Origin of the sequence: Paenibacillus guangzhouensis (assembly GCF_009363075.1) — a bacterium.
Classification (GTDB): domain Bacteria; phylum Bacillota; class Bacilli; order Paenibacillales; family Paenibacillaceae; genus Paenibacillus_K; species Paenibacillus_K guangzhouensis.
On sequence record NZ_CP045293.1, the window covers coordinates 2,484,966 to 2,509,124 of the forward strand.

The following is a 24,159-nucleotide window of genomic DNA, read 5'->3' on the forward strand; positions in this document are numbered from 1 at the left end:
ACAGAACTTCCTCTGCAATCGCTGCTTTCATTGTGCCACTGTTCATGATTTCAGCCCAGGTCTTTTCATTCCTTTGCTTTGCTCTATCGCTCCCTGGACTACCTTCTTTAATGATTCTGGGACGGGAATGGCTTGGTATCTTTTCTTTAGCTCCTCCATTTGATCGGACATCTATGGATCCTCCTCATCTGCATCGTACTTCAATTGTACGCGCAAGATTCGCAGCGCTTGATATAACCTTGTCTTGACTGTATTCACATTCTCCTGCAAAACTTCGGCAACTTCATCAATTTTCATATCTTCAAAGAACCTAAGGATAATAATACTGCGGAACTTCCACGGCAGCTCCTCAAGCGCTCGTTCTAGGTCAAGATCGGTGTAAATATCTATTGTACCGGTGCTATAAGCATCTAGCATGACATCATCAACGACCTGAATTCTTTTGTGCTTCCGCAGGAAATCAAGCGACATATTCACCACAATCCGAAAAAACCAACTTTTCACCGCATTCGGATTTTTCAATGTGTCTGCAGAGACTAACGCGCGATGAATCGATTCATGCACAATATCTAGGGCATCCTCTGGATTTCGAACATAGCTATATGCGAGTCGGTAGATATTCTCCTGATGATCTGTCATGCAGCGGATTAAGCATTCTTCAAGTTGACGTTGAAGCATGAGAATCGAATACTCCTTCTGGATGGGCAACATGGCTCCAAAAAAAATAAGGACTGCATCAGTACCATTGGTACTCATCAGCCCTTTACTAGTATGTCTCATATCCGAATCAATCATGAAAACAATTGTACCTTAAATATGTGATACCTTCGAATATTTTTCTTTGTAGATCGACTCCAGTCCGACAGAAATCAGATGGAAGCCGAAAATAAAAATAATGTAAGCCGCAAGCGGGATGAGCAAGATCCATTGGTAGATGAACAAATAGTTCCTCGCTTGACCGATCAGGCCAGTCCATTCATTTGTTCGGCTCACATATTCAAAGGGGTCAAAGTACATTAAAGAACCGCCGACGAAAATATTGAATATAGCCAATTGACCCATTAATCCGAGAATCAGTACAATCTCTTGTACGAACAAAATGATGAGGCTTTCCTTCAGATGCGGTAAAATGTGCGTTCGTATAATCGTTACGGGACCTGCCCCGATGGATCTCGCTGAGATAATAAATTGCTTCTCACGAATGACCATGGTTTTATCTCTCACCGTCGAAGCGACAGACGGAATTCCGACGATCGTCATCACGACCGCGAGGAAGAGTGTTAGATCGAACGGCGAAGCAGCTGGATTGATTGATAGGCCTATCATGACCATCCATACGATGATGAATATCGGGATCCCATTGAGTACATTCCATATCGGCAACCTTTTGCCACGATGTGTCTTATCTTTACCGAAATAACCAAGGAACAGTCCTAAGATACCTCCTAGGCAAATACGAGTAAATGCAACAGCAAGCGAGACGAGGATAGTATATTTGGAGCCATCAATTAATTTCACCATAAGGTCGTTTCCTGCTTTATCTGTCCCAAAAGGGTACTCTGCATTCGGTGAGACCGGTGGTACGATCAGATTGCCTTGTCCATTCGCATCGACCGAGTAATGAACGTCAACTTGATCGCCCAGATCATGCGTTGTAAAGTACTGTCCGAAAAAAGAAGCAGCGATCATGGCAACGGTGATCATCAGACCAATAAGTAATGTTCGATTCATCGTGTCAACACCTTCTCCCACCCTAGAATCATGAGCCGAAGCAGCAGATACACAATCGCATAGAGCAGCAGGAACGTCAGTATGCCGTTGACGACAAGGCTATACTGGTAGTTTTTCAAACCAAACGCATTCGTGAATACCATCATCGTGACCCCATGTAGATTGTACAAATATTCGAAAATAAATAAGTTACCGAATAAGATGCCCATAAATTTATGCAAATCCGCCTTGATGAAAGGCAAGACATTGGGAAGCGCATGGCGGAAAATGATGTACCCTTTGCGAAGTCCCCTCGATTTGGCGAAAATGATGTAATCCTCCGTGAACGTGTGCTTCATGTGCAGCGCAACATTACGGATCATGTAGTTCGCAGGAATGATGATCGTCGATAGTAACGGGAGCAGGATGGCTGGTTCATCCGGCTTGAAGCTTGCCACTTTGGCGATGACGAACCCCGTCTTCATCGCGACGAGCACAATCAGGAATTGCAAGACAATGACAATAATGAAATCTGGCAGCGCTCCCGTCAATTCCAAGAGACGCTTGAACCATTCCGCACGTGTAACGGCGAAATAAACACCAAGCAAGACGCCTATCGTCATACCCATCAATGCACCGAGAATCATATAGAAAGACGTGACTGCGACGCTGCTTCCAATTTGTTCCCAGAACGATAACTCATTCTGCCCAGCATAATATAGGAAGGAATGTCCTGTTCGGATACCTTCTAAATACTCCCCGATCTTCGAGAAACCATTGGACCACTGAAAATGTATTGCGCCTCCAAATGGATCAGCTTGCAGCACTGCGGGTAACGTGGCAAATAGAAGAACGATCAATAGAATCCCAGGAACAAAAAGTGAAACTTGTAATAATTTTGGCATGTAAAGTTTCCTTTCAATCAAAATGGCGAATGAATCATCGGCACCTGCACAATGTTCAAGTATGTTGTATTCGACAACATCAGGTAATTTCCTCCATTTTTCTGTAAATTGTCTCATCTGAGAGCACAACAAAAAGAGCACCAATATCGGTGCTCCTTGATATGTATTATAATCGACTGATTTGCCCTGCAACTTTGCGGATCAAAGCAATCTGGCCCGCATGCAGACCCGCGTGATAGAGTACGCGGCCCAATGCTTCGCGCGGTGTCGAAAGTCCCATCGGCGATGTCACCGGTTGATCCCATGCCTCATCCGGAAGACTCTCCATCGCTTGCGATAAATATTGATCCGATGCTTCGGAGAACGCAATCAGCTCAGATAAGTCAGTGAATGCGGAATCATCTGTCGATGGGCCATTCGTCTGATAGATCAAACCTTCCGGTGCTTTCCTTTGGAAGAACCACTCTGCGAACATGTACTCGACTTCGGCATTATGCCGAACCATGAAACCAATAGAGGATGTATCATCTGAGAGTTTAAGGGATAACTCTTCCGATTTCAAGGCAGACATTGACTTCTGGAACCGATCTCGGACGGCTCTCCAGACGGGACGAACAGATTCATAAGACATGAACGCGTGAACCTCCTTCGGTTTCGTTATTTATCTTTCTTATCGACGACGACATGTTCAAACTTATCGCCTGACAAACTCACATCGAATGCTTGCCCGAACCCAACCACGAATCGGCCTTCGACTGGCGTTAATTCGAACAAGGAGAAATCTAGTCCACGCAGCATGGTCATCAATTTCTCATTGAACGACGTGTTGAATAAATCAAAAATCTCTTCATGCCCTTCTTTGCCAAGGTTCGCCGTCGTGCATGACCAACGTGCACGCTCACGAGCAAATACATTCTGTGTCGCACTCTCGTCCGCAATCATCATGACATGAACGCGTTCGTTGCTCTCGACATAGCGATAGTGATCGGAAATCCGGCTAATGTAAATGTACAGTCTGTCATGATGCTTCACGAACGGCGCATAGCTGATGAATGGCATGCCTTGATCATCGATGCTGCTAATTACTAATGTCTTGCGACTGCTCGTAAAATCAATATATTTCTGCTTCATGGTTCCGATATCCATTGTCTTCATTTCTGATTTCCCCCTCTAATTCAGCCTACATTGGCAACTGCTCTACGAATCGGATGGATGCGAGGCGAAGTTGATTCCGGTAGATATTCTACTTCGGCCTCGACGCCATATACATCGCGGATCATTTCGTGCGTCAAGACTTCAGATGGTTTACCGACCAGCTCTACAACGCCTTTACGGATGACACAAATTTTATCGCTATATGTGCTTGCCTGATTCAGATCATGCAAGACCATAATCACGGTAATGCCAAGCTCTTTGTTCAGTGATCTTACCAGTTCTAATACTTCAAGCTGATGCGCGATATCAAGGTAAGTCGTTGGCTCGTCAAGCAAAAGTACCTTCGGACGCTGAGCCAAAGCCATCGCAATCCATGCACGTTGTGCTTCACCTCCTGAGAGCGATACGACGAGCCTTGTGCGGTACGAAGTCATTCCCGTCTGTGACATTGCCCAATCAATGATCTCATGGTCCTCGTTCGTTAATCGCTCGAACCATTTCTTATGCGGCGTCCTACCGTAAGAGACAAGCTCCTCCACCGTCATATCGACCGGTGTCTGATTGGATTGGCATAAGATGCACATCATCTGCGATATTTGCTTGCTGCGCATGGAACTTAGCTCTTGTCCCGCGATACAGACACGTCCGCTCTCGCAGGGAATTAATCGAGACATCCCTTTGAGCAGCGTCGATTTACCCGATCCATTCGGTCCTATGATCGAGACGATCTCCCCCTCTTGAACGTGAAGCGAGACATCTTTCACAATACGATTCCCATCATAACTAATGGATAACGAGGTCGCTTCCAGCATGCTACACATCACCTTTCCTCATCAGATATAGAAAGTACGGTCCGCCTACGACGGCCATCACGATCCCAGCCGGAATATCCAGCGGAGCGAAGAACGTTCGACCGATTGTATCCGCCACGAGCAATACGAGTGCTCCGAGTCCGATGCTCATCGGAATAAGATGCTTGTAATCCGATCCAACCAGCATCCGTGCCATGTGAGGTACGACAAGGCCAACGAAGCCGATCATCCCTACCGTCGATACCGATACCGCTGCCAAATAGACGGCGACGAATGATAGGAGAATGCGGACACGATTCAGGCTCTCGCCAAGATTTAAGGCGACTTGCTCGCCAAGACGCAAAATATTCGCTTGGCGAATACAGAATAACGCCACGATCCAGCCAACGACGGAGTATGGCAGCATCACGCGTAGATCCCCCATGCCTTTTCCGGACATACTCCCGTTCAACCATTGCAGAGCACCAGGAAGCTTATCGCTATAGAGAATCGACAGAAGGCCGATAATCCCGCCGAATACGGAATTGACTGCCACCCCCGCGAGGATCACTCTAATCGGTGTAATCCCTCTCTTCTTCCATGCCAATGCATAGACCATCAGCGCAGACAGGCTTCCGCCGATAATCGCCGCAAAAGGAATGAACGTCGAGAACTGCGGCACGACCAGCAAGATGAACAAGACGGCGACGGAAGCTCCGCTCGATACGCCTGTAAGTCCTGGGTCTGCCAACGGATTGTTCATGACCGCTTGCAGCATCGCGCCGGACAATGCAAGATTGATACCGATGACGGCCGCTAGCATGACGCGAGGAATTCGAATATCCCATAGAATGGTATCTGATACTTCTCCCCCATTGCCGAAGAGTGCCTTGATGATCTCCATAGGCGAGAAATGAACGCTGCCGAGCCCCATGGACACGATAATGGCCAAGATGAGTAGGACGAACGTCAAGCCTATGGTGATCCCGGTTGCCTTCTTATGTACAAGCACTTGTCATCCTCCTATTCCATGATCCTATGAGCCACATGATTATGGATACAGAATGCTTAGCATTTGCTGATAGGCATCCGATGCTTTGACAACCGATGCTACACCGAAGAGGTTATAATCCAATGCTTTGACTTTGTCGTTCTTGAAGGCATTCAACTTCTCCCATGCGCCGTTCTTCTTCACGTCTTCTTCGAACTTCTTCACCGTGGTATTCGCATCACCGTGTGCAACCAGCAGAATCACGTCCGGATTCGCGGCAACGACATTTTCCATATTTAGAGGTATATAAGTTTCTTCGGATTTCAGTACATCGGACACGACATTCGTCGCACCTAATTTCTTCGCGATGCTGCCTGCGAACGTATTCTCATTCATCATCATGAACGATTCGGCAGAACCAAAGAGAATCATAATTTTTGGCGCTGTCTTGTCGTTCGCCTGTTCCACACTGGATTTCTCTTGTTCCGCAAGTTTCGTTAAGAAGGCATTCGCTTGATCTTCTTTCTGGAAGATACGACTTAGAACGACGGTAGATAACTTGAGCTCTTCCAATGAATCTGCTGGCAAATAAGCGGTCTTGAGGTTTGCTGGCTTGAATTGCTTAACCAGACTCGTCTTGATCGATTCGGGTCCGATAATAACATCCGGCTGAAGCTTCGTCACCTGCTCTACATCCGGCTTAAGCGCCGATCCGATTCGCGGCAAGTCCTTAAAGGACGCGGGTAATTCCAATGTTGATGTCGGGACGCCGACAGGCATCACGCCTAATTCGTTCAAGATCTCCGAAATCGCTACAGAAGCAACAACAACCTTGCTGGGTGCAGCATCCCCGAATTGTGCTTGCAGCTCTGCAGCTTTGGCCTCATCTACGGTATACGCTGCAGCCGGAGCTTCCTTCTTCTCTTCTACTGTCGTCTGTGTTGTCGCAGGTGTCTCTTGGCCAGCTTCTGCGGATTGCTCTTTGCTGCTGCAGCCAACAGAAAGTGCCAATAGCAAGGCTCCCGTCAATAAACCCCATTTGCGAACTTGTGAATTCATTATGTATGTCTCCCCTATTATTCATTTGATACTGATAATCATTATCATAACTAGCAAGATATTAACATAGGAGGTGTGACATTTTCAATAGATTATTTTGAATATCTAATAATAAATCCAAGCAGAAGGTGAAATTGTACTATTGAGATAGATTAAAAAAAGCCCCTTCCATCAAGGAAGAAGCTTTTAAGTGCCTAAGACTAATGTCCTGTATAGATATGAATCGCATCACGCAGAAACGCCGCCGCACCCGGGTAATGGTTGTCGTAATAAGCGCGGAAACGTTCATCATCGACATACATCTGGGCGACTCCCGCATGAGCCTCTTTGCTGTATTCGCTCCAATAGTAGGTCAACCACTGCTTGTGCAAATCCGCTGCCCGCTGCGCGATATCACTCGCGGGGTCTCCTGTCTGAATCGCTTCGCCTAATGCTGCAATGACTTCATTCGCAAGGCGCGTCACTTCATCATGCTGTTCTTGGGTCATATTTTTCAGCTTTTCATTCGATTTATTGACGGTATCGTTCCCGTATTTTGCTCGAGTTTCAGCACCATATTTCTGTTCGTTCTCATCGATCATTTTCTGTTTGAATCCTTCGAATTTCTCACGGTCGGTCATCGTTATTCTCCCTTCGCTTAAGGCAATCGATTTGTCCACATTCGCGATTAACGCATCCAATTGCCGCCTTCTGTCAAGGAGTTGTTCTCGATGCTCTCGAAGCGCGATGGCCCCGTTGAAGCTCGGGGAAGTGACGATCTCTTTAATGCGATCCAGACTCATCCCAAGTTCACGATAGAATAAGATCTGCTGCAATCGGTCGACTTCCTTCTGACCATAGATTCGATACCCCGACGAGTTCACCTTAGCCGGCTTAAGGAGTTCGATCTCATCGTAATACCGAAGCGTTCGAGTGCTGATCCCTGCGAGTTTGCCTAGTTTCTGGACTGTATATTCCACTTGTTCGCCTCCTGACACCCTCAGGGTACACCTTTACGCAGCGTCAAAGTCAACCCTATGCCACAACATTTTTTTATGTCATTCCCATATCCCGTATGTACTTCATTCACACATGAATCTATGTCAATTATAGCTTCTTATAGTCGCTTTTCATAATCCCTTTGACCAGACTCGGCCATTTCGGATTGACTGGGCAATATTTCGTAGCAACCTTCTCGATCGTTGTATAGCCCTTTTTCACATAATTTTTGGAGAGCAGCTGTCCGAACTTCTCAACACTAGCACCCTTGGACTTGAAATTGAACGCATTTTTATTTGAACCACCTGTGGCATTTAGACCAAACAAATTATTTTTAGTTTTCGCGAGCTTGCTCTTACCATTCCCGCTCTCAAGCTTCATCACTGCAATCGTAAAATAAGCATTGATTCCATATTGTTCTTCAATTTCCAAGACAGCTTCCTCGAGTTCGTGTCCTGCCAAGGCCGTACCTTTAAAGAGCTGCGCAATATGTTCTTCTGATAATCCAGAGTCCGATTGTATCGACGATGTCGGCTTTGCCGGTTCGGTTGCGACTGGTTTCGGAATCGTTCGTGCTGGACGCTTCGTCATCTTCACAACATCTGGAAATAAGCGGTCTGGATCAATCTGTGGCATTTGCTCCGTGTACCCGCCATGGACGTATCCGCCATCCTTCAGCTGCAGCCAGCCATTCGGCATCTTTCGAACGACTTGCAAGACGGTCCCTTTCTTTTTCATATCCATTTTCTTAGACGTGGCATATGGATTCGCCCGCACATTAAGATAGGATGCTGTTACCTGATAACGATCGAAGGAAGGTTTTGCGACAGTAGCGATTTTTTGGGGTGAAGGCTTGCTAATGGACAGGGTTGTGACCCGGCTGGATTCTTTCGCGAGGGACTGGGCAGAGCTCAAATGCACCGGGAATACAGGACCAAGGATGGAAGCCTCATCGATTACAGGAGATGATACAGGACGGGGATTCGGCACATTAAGATGCGTACCCGCAGCTTGCGTGGATGTCAGGAAATCCATACCGACCGTCAGAAGCAATGTCAAACATAATACATATACGAACAATGAATGATTTAATAATTTACGCATGATTACACCTCTTCCTTCGTAGTGGTGAAGTATACCTGCTTCAATATAGGTAAGATTGTACACATTCGATCGCAAAAAGCGTGTCAAACCGTCTGTAAGGAAAACTTGTTTATTTGTCGACCAACGCTGAATCCAACCAATTTGACTCGTATTCATGGATCTTTGATGTCATTCTTTGGGATGTCCATACATTTTTTTGGTGCGAATTGGGAAAAATGCAGCGAGAACATCGAAGCAGGAGGATTCTTATGAACTCAACTGATGCATTCCCGCAATACCCCGATTCCTATTGGATCGCTTCATCCGAGAGGATGGCATTCCCCGCCTTGCAAGAAGATATCCAGGCCGATGTTGCCGTTGTCGGTGGTGGAATTTCCGGCATTACGACCGCATTGTTATTAGCCAGAGAGGGACTCCACGTCGTACTCTTGGAAGCTGGAGAACTGCTGAAGGGTACGACAGGCCACACCACAGCCAAGGTTACGGCACAACATGATCTGATTTATCACGAGTTGATTCAGCATGTAGGACTTGAGAAGGCGCAATATTATTATCGTGCGAATCAAGAGGCCATCCAGTTTATCAAAGAGCTCGTTCATCAAGAGTCCATCGATTGTGGATTAACGGACCAAGATGCTTATATTTACACGAACGATGAGCAATATTTGCGGAAATTAGAGCTAGAAATGCAGGCTTACGAGCAGCTCGGCATTCATGGCGAACTCGTCCACTCTATGCCCCTCTCACTGTCCATGAAGCAAGCGCTCGTCATGCGTAATCAAGCTCAATTCCATCCATTGCATTATTTATATGCACTTGTCCGGTTGTTCATGAAATTAGGAGGCAAAATTTATGAACACACGACTGTGATGACCGTCGAGAACGGGGATCAACCAAAGCTTGTCACTCGTGATGGGCATCATGTTACATGTCGTCATACGGTTTCTTGCTCCCATTTTCCGTTCTATGACGGGATGGGGTTTTATTTCTCAAGAATGCACGCTGAGCGTTCTTATGTACTGGGGGTCAAATGCTCCGATCCCTATCCTGGCGGGATGTATATTCGTGCCGAGAATCCTACACGATCGATTCGCAGCACGGCCATGGCGGACGGTCAGACGCTTGTGCTCGTCGGCGGCGAGGGACATAAGGCGGGGCAAGGTGTGTGTACAATACGTCATTATGAGGCGTTGCAGCATTTTGCAAAGGAACAGTTCAAGGTGGAAGACATCCCCTATCGTTGGTCTACGCAAGATCTCGTCACACTGGACAAAGTTCCATATATCGGGCAGATCTCTTCCAGCGTACAAAATGTCTTTGTGGCGACGGGGTACCGAAAATGGGGCATGACGCAAGGAACCCTGGCAGCGCTCTTGCTGCGGGATACCATTCTCGAACGTGACAATCCTTATCAAGCGTTGTATACGCCATCTCGATTCCATGCCGATCCTGATATAAAGACATTTGTCACGCAGAATGCGGATGTTGCGAAGCATCTTATTGCCGGCAAGCTCGAAATGGTACGTAAAAAACCCGAGGAACTAAAAGCTGGAGAAGGCGATGTCGTCACCGTGGATGGTCAACGCGCAGGTGCCTATCGCGACGAGCAAGGGATTCTGCATTTGGTTGATACAACGTGTACCCACATGGGCTGTGAAGTGGAGTGGAATGCTGGGGATTTAAGCTGGGACTGTCCGTGCCATGGATCACGGTTCTCGATCGATGGTGAGGTCATGGAAGGACCTGCGAAGAGGCCCCTCACACGCTTGTAATGCGTTAGTCGGAAATGGCGAAGCGATGTTGATATTGTGCGAGCCGTGGATGAAGTCGTGCAGGCTCTTCCGTTAGGACAAGACGCAACTTCACGATCCAAGTTTCGAAGGAATCGTAGGATGCGAACTGATTCGCTAAATCAGGAGTGACATATAAAAAATACGGGGCAGGATATTGGTCAGTAAGATGACGCAGCGCGGTATCAATAGGTGTATACTTCTTGCGTTTCCCATCAAACTGCTCAATCTTTACCGGAAATCCAGTATGCTGCTGTTGCCAGTCCTTCAATCGATCCAATCGTCTGTAGAAGGCACTAATCGGCTCCTTCGACATCCGCTTTACCGTCTCTTCATGCAGCGGATAGAGCACGAATTCCTTGAAGTCATGTGCTGCGGCATAAGCTGCAGCGCGGTCCAGGTCCAGATCGGAGATCTGTTCAAAAGCATCGTAAAAGATTAACGTCCCTTTCCGTGTTTGAACCGGGGGTTCATAACCGAAAGGGACTTGATGTGCGGATCGAGCCAAATTTGTTCCCTCCATGCTGAATCAATATATCGTTATGAGATGACTTTCTCGAGACAATAAAAAGGGACGTGCGTGTGCGGAAAAATAACCGTCCCTTTCAGTTCATACTGTAAATGCCGGTACAGTTCATAGGCTCTTCGATTCTTGGTGTAACAATCCATCCGTATACAGGAAAAAGATCGGTTACGTGCAATTTGCTCCGCATAAGCAATCAATTTCTTCGCGATACCTCTCCCCTGCCAGCTTGGGTCTACAGCCAGTCGATAGATGGTAAGCACCGACACGGTGTTTCCTGTTGACCATGGGATTTCTTCATATTCTGCAGGTTGTGTATCGCCGAGCGTGATGAGTCCGAGGATACATCCATCCTCACGATAGACATATACGTTACCTAATGCAATGTCTCCCCCAACCAGTTCTGTTGTAGGGTAATACTCATTCCATTGATCGATTCCCAATTGGTTCAGATGATCTGTGCAACGGTGAACAATGTCCATGATGCGTTCAAGGTCAGCTGGATTCGACTTCGTAATCATTAAGGTTCTCCTATCCTCATTTTAAGCGGCCATCATCTGGATCGTATGCTTGCTATATGTGCTAGCCTGGACCGCGTTCGATTTCTTCAGTAATTGATTCTGGATTTGGCCGATCATCGCGACCGATTCCATATTGTTCTTCTGAATCAGTTGAATCAACGTGCCGATGTCTCCTTCAAGATAGGTGGTCGCGAGCCGCTCAATTTGTTCTTTGGCTATGTGATCTTCAGTTGACGCGGAATCCTCCTTAACGTTATCCTCTCTTGCATCCGTAAGGGATTGCCTTGCCCGATGAAGTGCTGCTTTGATTGCTCCTTCGGAGGTCTTCAAGATGTGAGAAGCTTCCGTAATGGAATACCCGAGAACATCCCGTAGTAGAAATACGGTCCGTTGAAGTGGAGAAAGATGCTGCATGATATAGTGAAAGGCAGCCTCCACTTCCAGCCGGCTATGATCCGGATATGCAATCGAATCCTGCCGAGATTGCTCCACAATGCGGTTCAAATGTGTATTGCGGCGAATCTGATCAATCCAAGTATTCTTCGCGATCCGCAGCAGCAATGCTTCCGGGTTGATATGTGCAAGTTCAGGGCTTGCTTTTAGCGCTTTTACCCATGTATCTTGTGCCAAATCTTCCGCATCATCTTGGGATTTCGTCAGAGAAAGACAGTACCGCTGAAGAACAGGTTGCAGATGCTCCACACGCTCCTGTAGCGTTGATTGCGCCGTCTGTATGAGTTCGAGATAGACCATTGCGCATCCTCCTTTGCTCAATAAATATAGTTCCCCTTATGAAGAAAACGAATGGCTCTCTTCATAAGATACGCGCTTCAATAAAAAAGTGTATTTCGGGCGTGGGGCGCCCATGCGAGACATTTAACTGCTTTTTTGCAGATATTTCGGGCACAAGGCGCTCGGGCGAGGCAATTAACTGCTTTTTTGCAGTTATTTCGAGCGCTAAGCGCCCGGGCGAGGCAATTAACTGCTTTTTTGCAGTTATTTCGAGCGCTAAGCGCCCGGGCGAGGCAATTAACTGCTTTTTTGCAGTTATTTCGAGCGCAAAGGCGCCGGGGCGAGACATTTAACTGCTTTTTTGCAGTTATTTCGAGCGCTAAGCGATTGGGCGAGACATTTAACTGCTTTTTTGCAGTTATTTCGAGCGCAGAGCGCCCAGGCGAGACATTTAACTGCTTTTTGACAGTTATTTCGAGCTCTGAGCGCCTGGGCGGGCCCAATTAACTGCTTTTTTGCAGTTATTATGAGCGCAGCGCGCTTGGGCGAGCCAATTAACTGCTTTTTTGCAGTTATTTCGAGCGCAAAGGCGCTCGGGCGAGACATTTAACTGCTTTTTTGCAGTTATTTCGAGCGCTAAGCGATTGGGCGAGACATTTAACTGCTTTTTTGCAGTTATTTCGAGCGCAGAGCGCCCAGGCGAGGCAATTAACTGCTTTTTTGCAGTTATTTCGAGCGCAGAGGCGCCCAGGCGAGACATTTAACTGCTTTTTGACAGTTATTTCGAGCTCTGAGCGCCTGGGCGGGCCCAATTAACTGCTTTTTTGCAGTTATTATGAGCGCAGCGCGCTTGGGCGAGACAATTAACTGCTTTTTTGCAGTTATTTCGAGCGCAAAGGCGCTTGGGCGAGACAATTAACTGCTTTTTTGCAGTTATTATGAGCGCAAAGGCGCCGGGGCGAGACATTTAACTGCTTTTTTGCAGTTCTTTCGACCGCAAACCGCCCAGGCGGGCCAATAACTGCTTTTTTGCAGTTATTTCGAGCGCAAAGGCGCCAGGCGGGCCAATTAACTGCTTTTTTGCAGTTATTTCGAGCGCAAAGGCGCCCGGACGAGCCAATTAACTGCTTTTTTGCAGTTATTTCGACCGCAGAGCGCCTGGGCGAGACAATTAACTGCTTTTTTGCAGTTATTTCGAGCGCAGAGGCGCCCAGGCGGGCCAATTAACTGCTTTTTGGCAGTTAATGGCCCCATTTTCTTATCTATCGTATCTTATGCCATCCTTGAATCGTTTACTTTAAGAATAACAATAAACCAATCCCTTGGAGGTAGAACGATGAGCAACTATATCCCTTATGTCGTGGAGCAGACTCGCTTAGGCGAAAGATCCTATGATATTTATTCCCGATTATTGAAGGATCGAATCATTTTCCTCGGCTCCGCCGTTGACGATCAAGTCGCGAACAGCATCGTGGCGCAGATGCTCTTCCTATCAGCTGAAGACCAAGACAAGGACATCTATTTGTATATTAACAGTCCAGGCGGTTCTATCACAGCAGGGCTCGCGATTTATGACACGATGCAATACATCAAGGCACCCGTGCACACTATCTGTACAGGATTTGCTGCTTCCTTTGGCGCACTCCTGCTCTTATCCGGTTCACCTGGCAAACGATTTGCCCTTCCCAACAGTGAGATTATGATTCATCAACCAAGCGGCGGTGCCCAAGGTCAAGCGACGGATATAGAGATCTCGGCGAGACGGATTCTGAAGATGCGTGAGCAGACCAACAAAATCATGCAAAAGCATACAGGTCAACCGTTGGAACGGATCCAAAGAGACGTGGAGCGCGATTTCTTCATGTCCGCCGAGGAAGCGCTCGAGTACGGAATCATCGACAAAGTGATCTCCCATATGTAACCAGGAAGAAGAGAAGCGGAACGTACGCTTCTCTTTTTTCTATTGCCGGGAGAAGAACTGGATCAGTTCATCCACATTCTTTATGACGTATGTCGGCTGGATCTGCTCGATTTCATCACGGCTGCCATACCCGTATTCAACACCGATGGACGCGATACCATTCTTCTTGGCGCCAATCACATCATGCTTACGGTCACCGATCATGATCACATGGTCCTTATCTACTGAATAACGAGCTAGAATCGACTGAATAATCTCTCCTTTATCGGACATCGTACCATCCAGGTTACTTCCACAGATCTCGTCGAAATACTTGTCTAGATCAAAATGCTCAATTACCCGTTTCGCAAACACCGTCGGCTTCGAAGTGGCTACAATCAACCGCCGCCCCTGCTCTTTCAACTCAGCTAGAAGGTGATGAATGCCTGGATAGACATCATTTTCATAGATACCTGTGTCTTTGAAATATTCCCGATAATACGCAACCGCCTGGTTCGCTTGATCCGCATCGAATTGATAGACTTCCTGATAGGAATCCCAAGGGGCGGCCCAATGAAGGGGATAAGCGCATCCAGATCCTCCACGTGTATATCAAATTTACGAAGTGAATATTGAACCGATTTCGTGATTCCTAATTTCGGATCCGTTAATGTGCCGTCTAGATCAAATAGGATCGTGTGAAAATTCATTTTGTGTCCTCTCCTCCCATGCGCCGCATCTCGGATCATCAATAGATCCCTTCGGCATCATGCGGTAATGCGCGTACTCGCTTCAAATAACCGCTCATGTTCTCATCATCGCTCTTGTTATACATATATCCACAGTGACTCGCGACATCGGTTGCTAGTGTGCGGAACAAATCGCAAGCAGCGAATACGGCATCCCAGAAATGCTCAGGATCGGGGTTCGCATAAGTCGATTCGTATTTCTCCCAAATCTGAGATGGTAGAAATGTCTTTAAGTATTTACCCATTTTCCCAGTCGATACGTCAAAATGATGTTGTGCACCGACCCACCAGGAGACCATACGGTCCAACATTGCTTGTGACGTCTGTTCGTACATAGATCTCGCATACGGCATTTCATCCCGCCAAATGCCTTTGGCTACATTCTGCAGACACCACCAAAATTCATTGCACGCATTGTGAAATTCGGCCTCCGACGGCTTCTTCACATGGTAATCTTCGTCTGATGGCGGTGGGATCAACGGCAAGCACTGATCCTTATCTAGCAGCGGCATTGTCAGCTTATCACTCAGATAGCTTTCCTTCATCGATTCTTGCGTCTCGATGTGCAGGTCGATTCGATTGCCGTCCATGAACAGCATGAGATAGGTATAGGATCGATCGAAATTCATCGAGATTCCTGCGGCCTGATCCATTCTGTCCGGTTCTTGGATCATCAGTAGATCCCCGAATACATGAATCCACCCTTCATCTTGAATAAATGAAGCGGTCTCCGTTACAACATACACAATATCATAATCTTGAAAAATATCTTTTGGCGCATTCGGGTTCGTCCTCGAACCGTTCATATATACCGCACGAATGCGGTCATCTTCCTTCGCGACGCGCAAAATGAGATCGAACATCTCCTGTTCACTACGCATCGTCATTTGTTTCTTTTTCTCCGTATCCCCTCATCCTCTCTTACACGCGCACGTCAATTGATCTTATTTTTCGATTCGAGAAGCGGAACAGCAGTCGGATGAACAACACTTCCATGATCATTTGCAGTACACCAATGAGAAGTAATAGATTGATCCAACTCTGTTCGACATTGAATAAAAACGGATAGAAAACAAGTTGGAATATGGCTAGGAACATATAAAGATTCCTTCGGAACACAACGGATTGTTGCAACTCGGACATCCTCTCGGCAGCAGCAATATCCCGCATTCCCTGGCAGATCCAGTAGACGATCAGAACATGACAAGCCAACAATGCTTCAGAATAGATGTGCAGGGATAACGATATTTCGCCGAAACCATCGAAAGTCACATTCGATGCCATCAGGACATGCGGCAAAGATAGTGCGATCATGCCGATTGAGAGCCATTTCGCCTTCTTAAAGATACCATGCTGCGAACCTAACTGCTGCAAGGCAGTCGCAATCATGATATATCCTACGAAATCCGGCAATACATCGAAATAAAATACGCGGAAATCAATGACTTCAAAAACAAAGCCCCAACCTAAAAGCCTGTAGGCACGATATAACCCTGGATTCATTGTTGGTCACCTCCAGATCGAACCAAATGACGCACTTGCACTTCAGACAAATGCATGTTCTGACTTATCGGAACGTCATTCACGATTGCATGACCATCCTGCGTTCGGAAATGAAACCGAATGAAGGATTGGAATAAACCTTCAGAATCCAACTCATCGTCTGGGATGTCCCAGTGATACGACAAGGTGATCGCTTCGTTGTTATTCAATGCCATAGGGAATTTCAGATCTTCAACGGGTACACCATTTAGCTCCACATCTACCCATGCTTTCAATTGATCTTGTACGGCGACATCGACTTGATCAAGCTCCACCTTTTCCAATAGCCGTGCCATATAATCTCCAGCCCCGCCCGAAGAGCTGCTAGCAGATACCATGTCAAGGACACGCTTCTCAGACGCTTTCTCAATCCGAATCTCCCCGATCGGCACGGTCGCCGGCGGACCTTCATTGTAGTATACGAGCACTTCCTTGATCGTTAACGGAAGCTTTGCTCCAAGTTCGTCTTGGTTTAAGCCCGCTGCTGCTTTCATCATCACATGATGCGTATAGGTCTGATCCGGGTATATTTGAAAAAGGATTTGAGGATCATCGGGCAGCTGTATCGCCGTCACTTTCTTCCCCTTGTGTTTATTCTCAAGCACGTTGAAGTAGAGCATTTCAGCATAGTCGCTTTTTAGCGTCAACGTCATATCCTGCTTGAGGATAATCGGCTCCTTCAACTGCAGCTGTTGATAATACAAAATATTTCCTATCCAACTGCCAAGAATCAGCATACAGATCAAGCCGCCTAGCATCGCACGCTTTAACATCAAATGACTTCCCTCCCTAGAACATATTCTACCATTTATTAGGTGGTTGGTCAGCTTCGTCATTTCGCATGCATACAAAAGAAGAGCCCTCCACGATCATGTGAAAGGCTCTTTTGGTATGAATCTGCGCTCATTTCCTATTTAAGCCATTGTGAATTGCTTATGCCCATGCTGAGACAGATACTCATGAAGCAGATGATCATCATACTCCATCCGGGCATCGATAACGTGGGAGACCATCTCTCTCAGTTGCGATCCCTCATACATGCAATGATGATCATAACACACCGCGTCTTTCAGCATCATCGGCAGTGTATGCGGTATGTTCGTCGCGATACCGTGATTCTCCGGGTGTACGATCCAAGAGATCTTTTTCCAATCCAGAATCCCTTCGTCCGTTCGAATCGGCGTAACATACTCGAAATCTACCGGAACTTCAGCCATATAGACATACATCCCGCCGAAGCTTTCTTCATCAACCGTCCATGTAATCATGCCTTTGAACTGAAGATGATCAATCTCAATACCCGTTTCTTCCCGAATCTCACGAATCATGGAAGCACGTATGGTCTCATTGGCTTCGAGCTTGCCGCCTATCCCGTTCCAGCATCCCATCCAGCTCGATTTCTCGCGATTTAATAGAAGAATCTCTTCCCCTCGCTTCATAAAACAAATATTATATTTCAGCATGCTGCTTCACTCCTACACAATCTGGGCACAGGACTATCGAGGTCGAATACATCCTGATCTCATGACGTTCTCTACATCCTGAACCGTCTTAATCTCTTATAAACTTATTCCGGGAGAAAACCTTGCGCAATACTCTGATCGATGATCTCTTGCGCATATCTCCATAATGCTTCAGAACCTTCTCTGATCTTGTTGCTTCTTTCTCGCACTTGCGTACTCGTAATACCATTTGCCGCCCAAATGCTGCCTTGATTCTTATAGTTATGGATGAGCGGCTGCAAGCGATCCAGCGCGCTCGCGAACTTAGCCTCAGCGCTAATGCCGCCCTCGAATTCCTGCCACAGGTCCACATAGGCTTGCTTCTGATCCGCTGGCAATAATCCGAATATTCGTTCTGCCGCTTGACGTTCCCGCTCATATTTGTCTGCATGGCCAGATACATCGTAGGCGTACGTATCCCCGGCATCAATCTCCACAATATCGTGAATAAGCACCATCTGCATCACTTTGCCGATGTCTAAGTCCGGTTCATTGGCATATTCAACGAGGTTCATTGCCATCACCGCCAGATGCCAGGAATGCTCTGCATCGTTCTCGTTGCGATCCGCATAGATCAACTTGGTTCTACGCACAATGTTTTTCAGCTTATCGATCTCCATAATAAATGCCATCTGTTCTTGTAATCGTTCCATCATCACCGTCAGTACTCCCTTCGATGCACAATATCCCAATTATATCGACAAACTCATAGAATGGAAACCTATGCCGCTCAGCTTACTCTTCCGGAGACATCTCAATCCGCAGCCCTTCAACATGCTTGCGATGCATCAGTTTACGCTTCTTACGGTTCTCTTTGGAATCGAGAACAATGCTAAGATCATAATCTTCCCCATAGAGATCCTTGGCTTCGATATAGAGTTCGACCCGCTTCTTATTGATCTTCAGCTTCTGCTTCTGAATCATCACGCCAATGATGCCTTTGGCATCCTCTGTCTCATAGATGACCCCCGTTCGATCCAGATATGGAATCCGCACGCGATCTCCAAGCTGCAGCGGCCTTGGCGGACTGGGAACCTCTTCCGTCTCAGAGCAAGGATGATCATGCTCTTCGTTCGACCCAGATTCACGATCCTTATCGCGCGATTCGCCTTGTAATTCAACCACACCTTCCTTCCGTTGATGCTGGTTCGGTAAATCAATCGTGACATGACGAGCGGAAGATTCGGTAGCCTTTGACTTTAGGACCTCCGAAGGCAACGGTTCCGTCACACCTTGCGAAGTGATATCCCGTGAACGAGCGATAATCGCCTCTGGCAGACCGAGCTTCTTCGCGATCAAGAACGCATAGCTCTGTCCTGCCTCTCCGATAATTAACCGATAGGCTGGCTGCAATGTCTCTGGATCGAATGCCATACGGGCGTTCTCGAAGCCTGGCGTAACGGATGCGAAATTTTTAATCTCGGTAAAATGCGTCGTCGCGACGACCGTCGAACCCCGGCGATGCAGCTCTTCCAGAATGGCGATCGACAACCCGACGCCTTCACCCGGATCCGTACCAGAAGCCATCTCGTCAATCAAGATCAGCGTTCCAGGTCCAGCAACGTCGAGGATCTCAATGACATGTCGAATATGCGCTGAGAATGTGCTAAGTGCATGTTCAATACTCTGACCATCTCCAATGTCGACCATGACTTGATCGAAGACGGAGAATATGCTCTCTTCCGCCGCTGGAACCAGCAATCCGGACTGAACCATTAAGGTCAAGAGCCCAACCGTCTTCAGGGCTAATGTCTTACCCCCCGTGTTGGGGCCCGTAATAATAAGGGACTTGTAATTTCGTCCGATCGCGAACTGAAGCGGCACCATATGCCGTAGCAGTGGATGTCTTGCTGCAATGAGCTCCAATACCCCTGCATCATTTAATCGTACATTCCTGCCATCGATCGTCATCGCATATTTGGCTTTCGCGAATACGAAATCATAGATCCCTACAGTATCGACATTCACTTGAATCTCGTAAGTGTACTGCTCGACGTATGTCGTTAAATCGCTTAATATCTTGGCTTCGATCCGCGCTTCCTCCGCTCTGTAACCCGCAAGCTCGTGCTGAATATGGGCGATATCTGCTGGCTCCACGAAGACCGTCTGGCCGCTTGCCGATTCGTCCAGGACTGTGCCCTTGATGAGTTTGCGATGCTCCCGACGGATCGGTAGCACATACCGATCGTTGCGCATGCTTACGATCCGCTCCTGCAAGATCGAGCTATGCTTGCTCATCAGCGCATCGAGCCGGCTTTTCAGCCGCTCTTCGATGACTGCGATGCGTTTGCGAACCTTCGCAAGATCCTTGCTCGCGTAATCCGTCACGCGACCATTACGAATGCATCGTTCAATCTCCGTTCTGAGCGCAGACAGTTCATACATGGATGTGGCATAGGCATGAAAATGCGGAGCAATCTTGGCCTTCGTCCCCATATATTTGATTAACTGCGCACAACTATGCAGAAACGTATGAATATGCATGAAGTCTTGTTCCGTGAATACATACCCCGTATCCATTAAATCCAAAATGTGTTCGAGACCTTCAAGGGACGGGATGGGCACGCTCCCCCCGCTCTGAATGATTTCCTTCGCTTCAGCCGTCTCATCCAGCTTCTGGCGAATCAGCTTAAGCTGTGTCATCGGCTCCATCGCTTCAATATGGCGTCTACCGAGATACGAAGCGGCATGCTGAGCGACGAGTTCCTTCACTTTCACGTATTCGAGTCGTTGCAAATTGGCTTGATTCATCTTCGTTTATCCTCCTTAGAATAAAAAAAGGCAGAGCACGACCGTAGTCATGCTCTGCCTAAAAAATGTGTTCCCTATCTTCATATTCAACGAAAAAGTCCACAAAAAAATCCGCGCTGAAAACAGCACGGATCTGGGTCTCATGAATGATAGGTATACACCTAGGGCATTGTATGATATCCGCTGTTCTTAACTAATTCCGAGGCATTCCGCTAGTCAGCACAAAATAAACATTGTCTCACTCCAATTTCTGACAACGTTAAGAAGCGCGTGCGAATCCTCATTATGGAATTGATTAGTTAAGAACAACCACCAACATCAAATTCTCTCCCTTAAGTGCAAGATACCGATATTATAGCGAAGTTCAGAAGGAAGATCAAGGTACAATCATCACATGATGATTCCTCCGAACAAGGGGATTACCATAACTTTCGCTCGCCAAGCTCCACATATACATCCTTCATTCGAAAAGATTCCGCATCGCGCTTAGCTTCGTCTGAGAGGAAGCTAACCATCGTAGCAAGTCCGAATGAATCACTGCGAAATGGCTTCTTGCGCGTCCCGCCAATGAGATGGGTACCCGGCATATATGTCCAGCCAGCTTGCTCATAGAACGAAATCAAATGCGGCTCACATGTGAAAATACTCAAATCTGGCCGCTGATCTTGAATATAGGCAGCTGCTTCGCGCAATAGTTCTAATCCGTAGCCTTGTCTCCGATATGCCGGATTCGTCATCATTTCGCTAATGCCATATGCCGTATAAACTCTGCCTTCATGCTGAATCTTCTTGCGCGGCACCGCAACATGACTGATGATCGTATCACCATCAAGATATACGAGTGAGACGGGATGCGTATCGGGTGTATCCGGCCAGATGACTTGCTCATCACTGACATCGTCAAAAGCGTTAGGCCACGCCTGGCGCATCAGCTGGATCAGCTGAACTCTGATCGGTGTCGGACAATCTTCCTGTCTAAATTGCTTCTTCGTTACCATAAAATCGAATTTTTCTCCTCTGAATGTGTTACATCTATAGTCTCGTTAATAACTCAGGTCCGTGCTCCGTAATCGCTACCGTATGTTCATATTGGACACAGATTGAACCATCGATCGTGCGAGCCGTCCAGCCGTCCGCGTCAATAAACGCATTCCAATCCCCAAGCGTGAACATCGGCTCGATCGCAAGAACAAGTCCATTCTTCAATACAGGCCCGGAGCCTTGGCGGCCATAATGCGGAACGGCAGGCTCTTCCCAGAGGTCTTGACCGATGCCATGGCCTGTAAACTGTCTGACATTCCCGTAGTTATGCCGATCTGCAAAGGTCTGGATCGCATGACCAATATCGCCTATGCGCTTGCCGCTCACGGCTTGCTCGATGCCAAGCATTAATGCCTTGTGGCAGTCTTCCATCAGCTTCTTAATCGGATCGGATACTTGCCCTACAGCATATGTCCAACCTGAATCGCCGTGATAGCCTTTGTAATGCGCCCCAAGGTCAATAGTAATCACATCCCCGTCCAGCAGCGGCTCGTTGTCCGGAAACCCGTGACAGATCACATCGTTCCTGGCTGCGCAGATCGAAGCGGTGAAGCCATGATGACCTTTGAAGCTTGGCAGAGCACCTCTCTTGCGAATATGCTGTTCAACCATTCGATCCAATGCTAGCGTGGTTACGCCTGGTTTAATCTTCTCTGCGAGAAACGCATGACATTCAGCAACGATACGCCCCGCTTCCCGCATCCGTGCTAATTCTGGTTCTGACTTGATGATCATCGTGCACACAACCTCCAAGCAAATTTTCCTATAGAATTCGTCTTGATAGGCCTATGACTTCATTACATATTCATCAAGCGAAGGCTGTACGCGATGTCGCGTAGCTTGCTCGTAGCTATACGCAATCTTCAGCAAGGTTGGCTCGCTATACGCCGTGCCGATAAATGTAATGCCTTGCGGTCCTTTCGTGTTATAACCGCCTGGCGCCGTCACTCCATTCTCCGCGTATCCGCCCGGAACCGTAATGACTGGATAGCCCGCCATGGCTGCCAGATCGACGCCATCCTCGCAACCTAGAAGGACGAGCGCATCCAATTGATGCTCCTGTAGGACATAGTCTATACCTTGATCCGCAGCCAATGCCTTGTTCCGCGCGAGGCTCTCACGATATTCCGGCTCAGTCAGATCGCCGCGCGTCTCTTCTGCCCACGTCAACACATCCTGACCATATTTTAACGCAAGACTCGCATGGGCCTCATTGTACTGAATCACATCAGCTAATGTACGAACAGGTACGGTATCATCTAACCGCGCTAAATAATCGTTCAGGCCTTTCTTGAACTCATACCTCATAATATTAGATCCCCATGCCGCATGTTCGCAGGGAAGCGTCACGGGATCGACAATTGTGGCTCCCTTGTCCCGCAGCACCTCTATCGCCGCTTCAATCAGGTTACGACGATCTTGATCTAAATCCCGAATGTAACATCGAGGAACGCCAATGCGGGCATGCGGAAGATAATCTGCATCCAGGAATTGTGTATAGTCAGTATACGCATGTCCTTCACTTGAAGCCGTGGCCGGATCCCTCGGATCTACACCCGTCAGAGCCCCTAACAATATCGCGGTATCCCGAACTGTTCTTGTCATCGGTCCTGCTGAATCTTGGGATATCGCAATCGGGATGATACCTGACCTGCTCACAAGCCCAACGGTCGGTTTGATTCCAACGATGCCATTCTGACTCGCTGGACTGATAATCGACCCCGAAGTTTCGGTCCCAATCGCGGCTGCGGCTAAATTCGCGGCAATAGATGCGCCAGATCCTGAGCTGGAACCGCCCACGAAAATTTCTCCCGGTCCATAAGGATTTAATACAAGTCCACCTCTTGAGCTATACCCCGACCACATCGTGCTCGACATGAAATTCGCCCATTCGGTCATGTTGGCTTTTCCGAGCAAAATCGCACCGGCAGAACGCAACTTCGCCGCAACAAAGGAATCTTCTGCTGCATAGGAATTGGCAAGCGCGATCGAACCTGCACTTGTATGCATTCGATCATGGGTGTCGATATTATCTTTTACTAGAATAGGAATTCCGTGTAATGGTCCTCTGCTCCCATTGCGCTGCCGCTCGGCATCCAATGCCTCTGCGATGGCTAGTGCATCTGGGTTGATCTCTAGAATCGTATCTAACTTCTTGTCATATTGCTCGATCCGATCCAAATAGAACTGCACAAGCTCTACAGCGCTGAGTTCTCCCGACGCCATAGCGGCTTGCATTTGTTCGATATCTGCCTCAATTAACCAATCGAATGTTGCGGTCATTCGGGTGGGTGACCCCCTTTTCTAATCCTCATATTCGTTCATAGAACAACCCTATATTACCATTATGTGGAATTGTATGTATAGACGCTGCGTAACCGCACTTGAATACAAAAATAAAACCCACACGTCTAT

Annotated in this window: 26 protein-coding genes and 1 pseudogene; 2 read left to right on the forward strand and 25 right to left on the reverse strand. The window is 47.5% G+C overall.

Translation table 11 applies throughout. From position 1 onward, the window contains the following. Window positions 1–42 precede the first annotated feature (42 nt). The 11 genes from GCU39_RS32270 to GCU39_RS11020 all read right to left on the reverse strand — a co-directional run bounded on the left by GCU39_RS32270 (window position 43) and on the right by GCU39_RS11020 (window position 8,693). Window positions 43–171, reverse strand: a complete 129-nt coding sequence (locus GCU39_RS32270) for a hypothetical protein (RefSeq protein WP_265333513.1) — start codon at window positions 169–171, stop codon at window positions 43–45. After that, entirely contained in the window at window positions 172–678 is a 507-nt protein-coding gene (locus tag GCU39_RS10975; protein WP_152393541.1) for an RNA polymerase sigma factor SigV, read from the reverse strand. It lies immediately after the preceding gene. A gap of 132 nt (window positions 679–810) precedes the next feature. Next, a complete protein-coding gene (locus GCU39_RS10980) occupies window positions 811–1,731 on the reverse strand; it encodes an ABC transporter permease (RefSeq protein WP_152393542.1) in 921 nt (306 codons plus the stop codon). Continuing rightward, window positions 1,728–2,615, reverse strand: a complete 888-nt coding sequence (locus tag GCU39_RS10985) for an ABC transporter permease subunit (RefSeq protein ID WP_193726873.1) — start codon at window positions 2,613–2,615, stop codon at window positions 1,728–1,730. Before GCU39_RS10985 ends, GCU39_RS10980 begins: the two co-directional genes overlap by 4 nt. A gap of 166 nt (window positions 2,616–2,781) precedes the next feature. Further along, window positions 2,782–3,246, reverse strand: coding sequence for a DinB family protein (locus tag GCU39_RS10990; protein WP_152393544.1), 465 nt, complete (start codon window positions 3,244–3,246; stop codon window positions 2,782–2,784). 26 nt (window positions 3,247–3,272) lie between these two features. Next, window positions 3,273–3,770: a HugZ family pyridoxamine 5'-phosphate oxidase gene (locus GCU39_RS10995; RefSeq protein WP_152393545.1), complete on the reverse strand. Its 498-nt coding sequence runs from the start codon at window positions 3,768–3,770 to the stop codon at window positions 3,273–3,275. 20 nt (window positions 3,771–3,790) lie between these two features. Further along, on the reverse strand, window positions 3,791–4,582 hold the full coding sequence (locus tag GCU39_RS11000; RefSeq protein WP_152397195.1) for an ABC transporter ATP-binding protein: 792 nt from the start codon (window positions 4,580–4,582) through the stop codon (window positions 3,791–3,793). Between the two features lies 1 nt (window position 4,583). Beyond that, window positions 4,584–5,573, reverse strand: a complete 990-nt coding sequence (locus GCU39_RS11005; protein ID WP_152393546.1) for a FecCD family ABC transporter permease — start codon at window positions 5,571–5,573, stop codon at window positions 4,584–4,586. A gap of 39 nt (window positions 5,574–5,612) precedes the next feature. Beyond that, window positions 5,613–6,611 (reverse strand): helical backbone metal receptor, encoded by a 999-nt coding sequence (locus GCU39_RS11010; RefSeq protein WP_152393547.1) that lies wholly within the window; start codon window positions 6,609–6,611, stop codon window positions 5,613–5,615. A gap of 200 nt (window positions 6,612–6,811) precedes the next feature. Then, window positions 6,812–7,570, reverse strand: a complete 759-nt coding sequence (locus GCU39_RS11015) for a MerR family transcriptional regulator (protein WP_152393548.1) — start codon at window positions 7,568–7,570, stop codon at window positions 6,812–6,814. A 127-nt stretch (window positions 7,571–7,697) separates the two neighbouring features. After that, a complete protein-coding gene (locus GCU39_RS11020) occupies window positions 7,698–8,693 on the reverse strand; it encodes a glucosaminidase domain-containing protein (protein ID WP_193726874.1) in 996 nt (331 codons plus the stop codon). 248 nt (window positions 8,694–8,941) lie between these two features. Here GCU39_RS11020 and GCU39_RS11025 point away from each other — a divergent pair, with 248 nt between their 5' ends. After that, window positions 8,942–10,465 carry an FAD-dependent oxidoreductase gene (locus tag GCU39_RS11025; RefSeq protein ID WP_152393550.1) on the forward strand — a complete coding sequence of 508 codons (1,524 nt, stop codon included), beginning with the start codon at window positions 8,942–8,944 and terminating at the stop codon, window positions 10,463–10,465. Window positions 10,466–10,469: 4 nt separating this feature from the next. Here GCU39_RS11025 and GCU39_RS11030 read toward each other — a convergent pair whose 3' ends face one another. The 4 genes from GCU39_RS11030 to GCU39_RS11045 form a co-directional block, all read right to left on the reverse strand. After that, complete coding sequence (locus GCU39_RS11030) at window positions 10,470–10,991, reverse strand: hypothetical protein (protein ID WP_152393551.1); 522 nt, start codon at window positions 10,989–10,991, stop codon at window positions 10,470–10,472. A 32-nt stretch (window positions 10,992–11,023) separates the two neighbouring features. Next, complete coding sequence (locus GCU39_RS11035) at window positions 11,024–11,527, reverse strand: GNAT family N-acetyltransferase (protein ID WP_152393552.1); 504 nt, start codon at window positions 11,525–11,527, stop codon at window positions 11,024–11,026. A 21-nt stretch (window positions 11,528–11,548) separates the two neighbouring features. Continuing rightward, window positions 11,549–12,280, reverse strand: a complete 732-nt coding sequence (locus GCU39_RS11040) for an RNA polymerase sigma factor (RefSeq protein WP_152393553.1) — start codon at window positions 12,278–12,280, stop codon at window positions 11,549–11,551. A gap of 61 nt (window positions 12,281–12,341) precedes the next feature. Continuing rightward, a complete protein-coding gene (locus tag GCU39_RS11045) occupies window positions 12,342–12,608 on the reverse strand; it encodes a hypothetical protein (protein WP_152393554.1) in 267 nt (88 codons plus the stop codon). A 987-nt stretch (window positions 12,609–13,595) separates the two neighbouring features. On the opposite strand from GCU39_RS11045, the gene clpP reads away from it, so the two are divergent. After that, complete coding sequence (gene clpP / locus GCU39_RS11050; RefSeq protein WP_152393555.1) at window positions 13,596–14,180, forward strand: ATP-dependent Clp endopeptidase proteolytic subunit ClpP; 585 nt, start codon at window positions 13,596–13,598, stop codon at window positions 14,178–14,180. A gap of 39 nt (window positions 14,181–14,219) precedes the next feature. Here the strand turns inward: clpP and GCU39_RS11055 are convergent. The 10 genes and pseudogenes from GCU39_RS11055 to GCU39_RS11100 form a co-directional block, all read right to left on the reverse strand. Beyond that, window positions 14,220–14,869: pseudogene (locus tag GCU39_RS11055) on the reverse strand (HAD family hydrolase). Window positions 14,870–14,907: 38 nt separating this feature from the next. Further along, window positions 14,908–15,789, reverse strand: coding sequence for an aminoglycoside 6-adenylyltransferase (locus GCU39_RS11060; RefSeq protein WP_152397196.1), 882 nt, complete (start codon window positions 15,787–15,789; stop codon window positions 14,908–14,910). A gap of 40 nt (window positions 15,790–15,829) precedes the next feature. Beyond that, the gene (locus tag GCU39_RS11065; RefSeq protein ID WP_152393556.1) at window positions 15,830–16,411 is read right to left on the reverse strand and encodes a hypothetical protein; all 582 of its coding nucleotides are present in this window, start codon (window positions 16,409–16,411) and stop codon (window positions 15,830–15,832) included. Beyond that, window positions 16,408–17,226 (reverse strand): hypothetical protein, encoded by an 819-nt coding sequence (locus GCU39_RS11070; RefSeq protein WP_152393557.1) that lies wholly within the window; start codon window positions 17,224–17,226, stop codon window positions 16,408–16,410. Before GCU39_RS11070 ends, GCU39_RS11065 begins: the two co-directional genes overlap by 4 nt. Before the next feature lie 138 nt (window positions 17,227–17,364). Then, window positions 17,365–17,913, reverse strand: a complete 549-nt coding sequence (locus tag GCU39_RS11075; RefSeq protein WP_152393558.1) for an NUDIX hydrolase — start codon at window positions 17,911–17,913, stop codon at window positions 17,365–17,367. A gap of 104 nt (window positions 17,914–18,017) precedes the next feature. After that, window positions 18,018–18,608, reverse strand: a complete 591-nt coding sequence (locus GCU39_RS11080) for an HD domain-containing protein (protein ID WP_407671662.1) — start codon at window positions 18,606–18,608, stop codon at window positions 18,018–18,020. Between the two features lie 79 nt (window positions 18,609–18,687). Then, a complete protein-coding gene (locus GCU39_RS11085) occupies window positions 18,688–20,703 on the reverse strand; it encodes an endonuclease MutS2 (protein WP_152393559.1) in 2,016 nt (671 codons plus the stop codon). A gap of 419 nt (window positions 20,704–21,122) precedes the next feature. Next, a complete protein-coding gene (locus tag GCU39_RS11090) occupies window positions 21,123–21,701 on the reverse strand; it encodes a GNAT family N-acetyltransferase (protein ID WP_152393560.1) in 579 nt (192 codons plus the stop codon). A gap of 34 nt (window positions 21,702–21,735) precedes the next feature. Next, entirely contained in the window at window positions 21,736–22,479 is a 744-nt protein-coding gene (gene map, locus GCU39_RS11095) for a type I methionyl aminopeptidase (RefSeq protein WP_152393561.1), read from the reverse strand. Window positions 22,480–22,530: 51 nt separating this feature from the next. Next, window positions 22,531–24,027, reverse strand: coding sequence for an amidase family protein (locus GCU39_RS11100; protein ID WP_152393562.1), 1,497 nt, complete (start codon window positions 24,025–24,027; stop codon window positions 22,531–22,533). Between the last annotated feature and the right edge of the window lie 132 nt (window positions 24,028–24,159).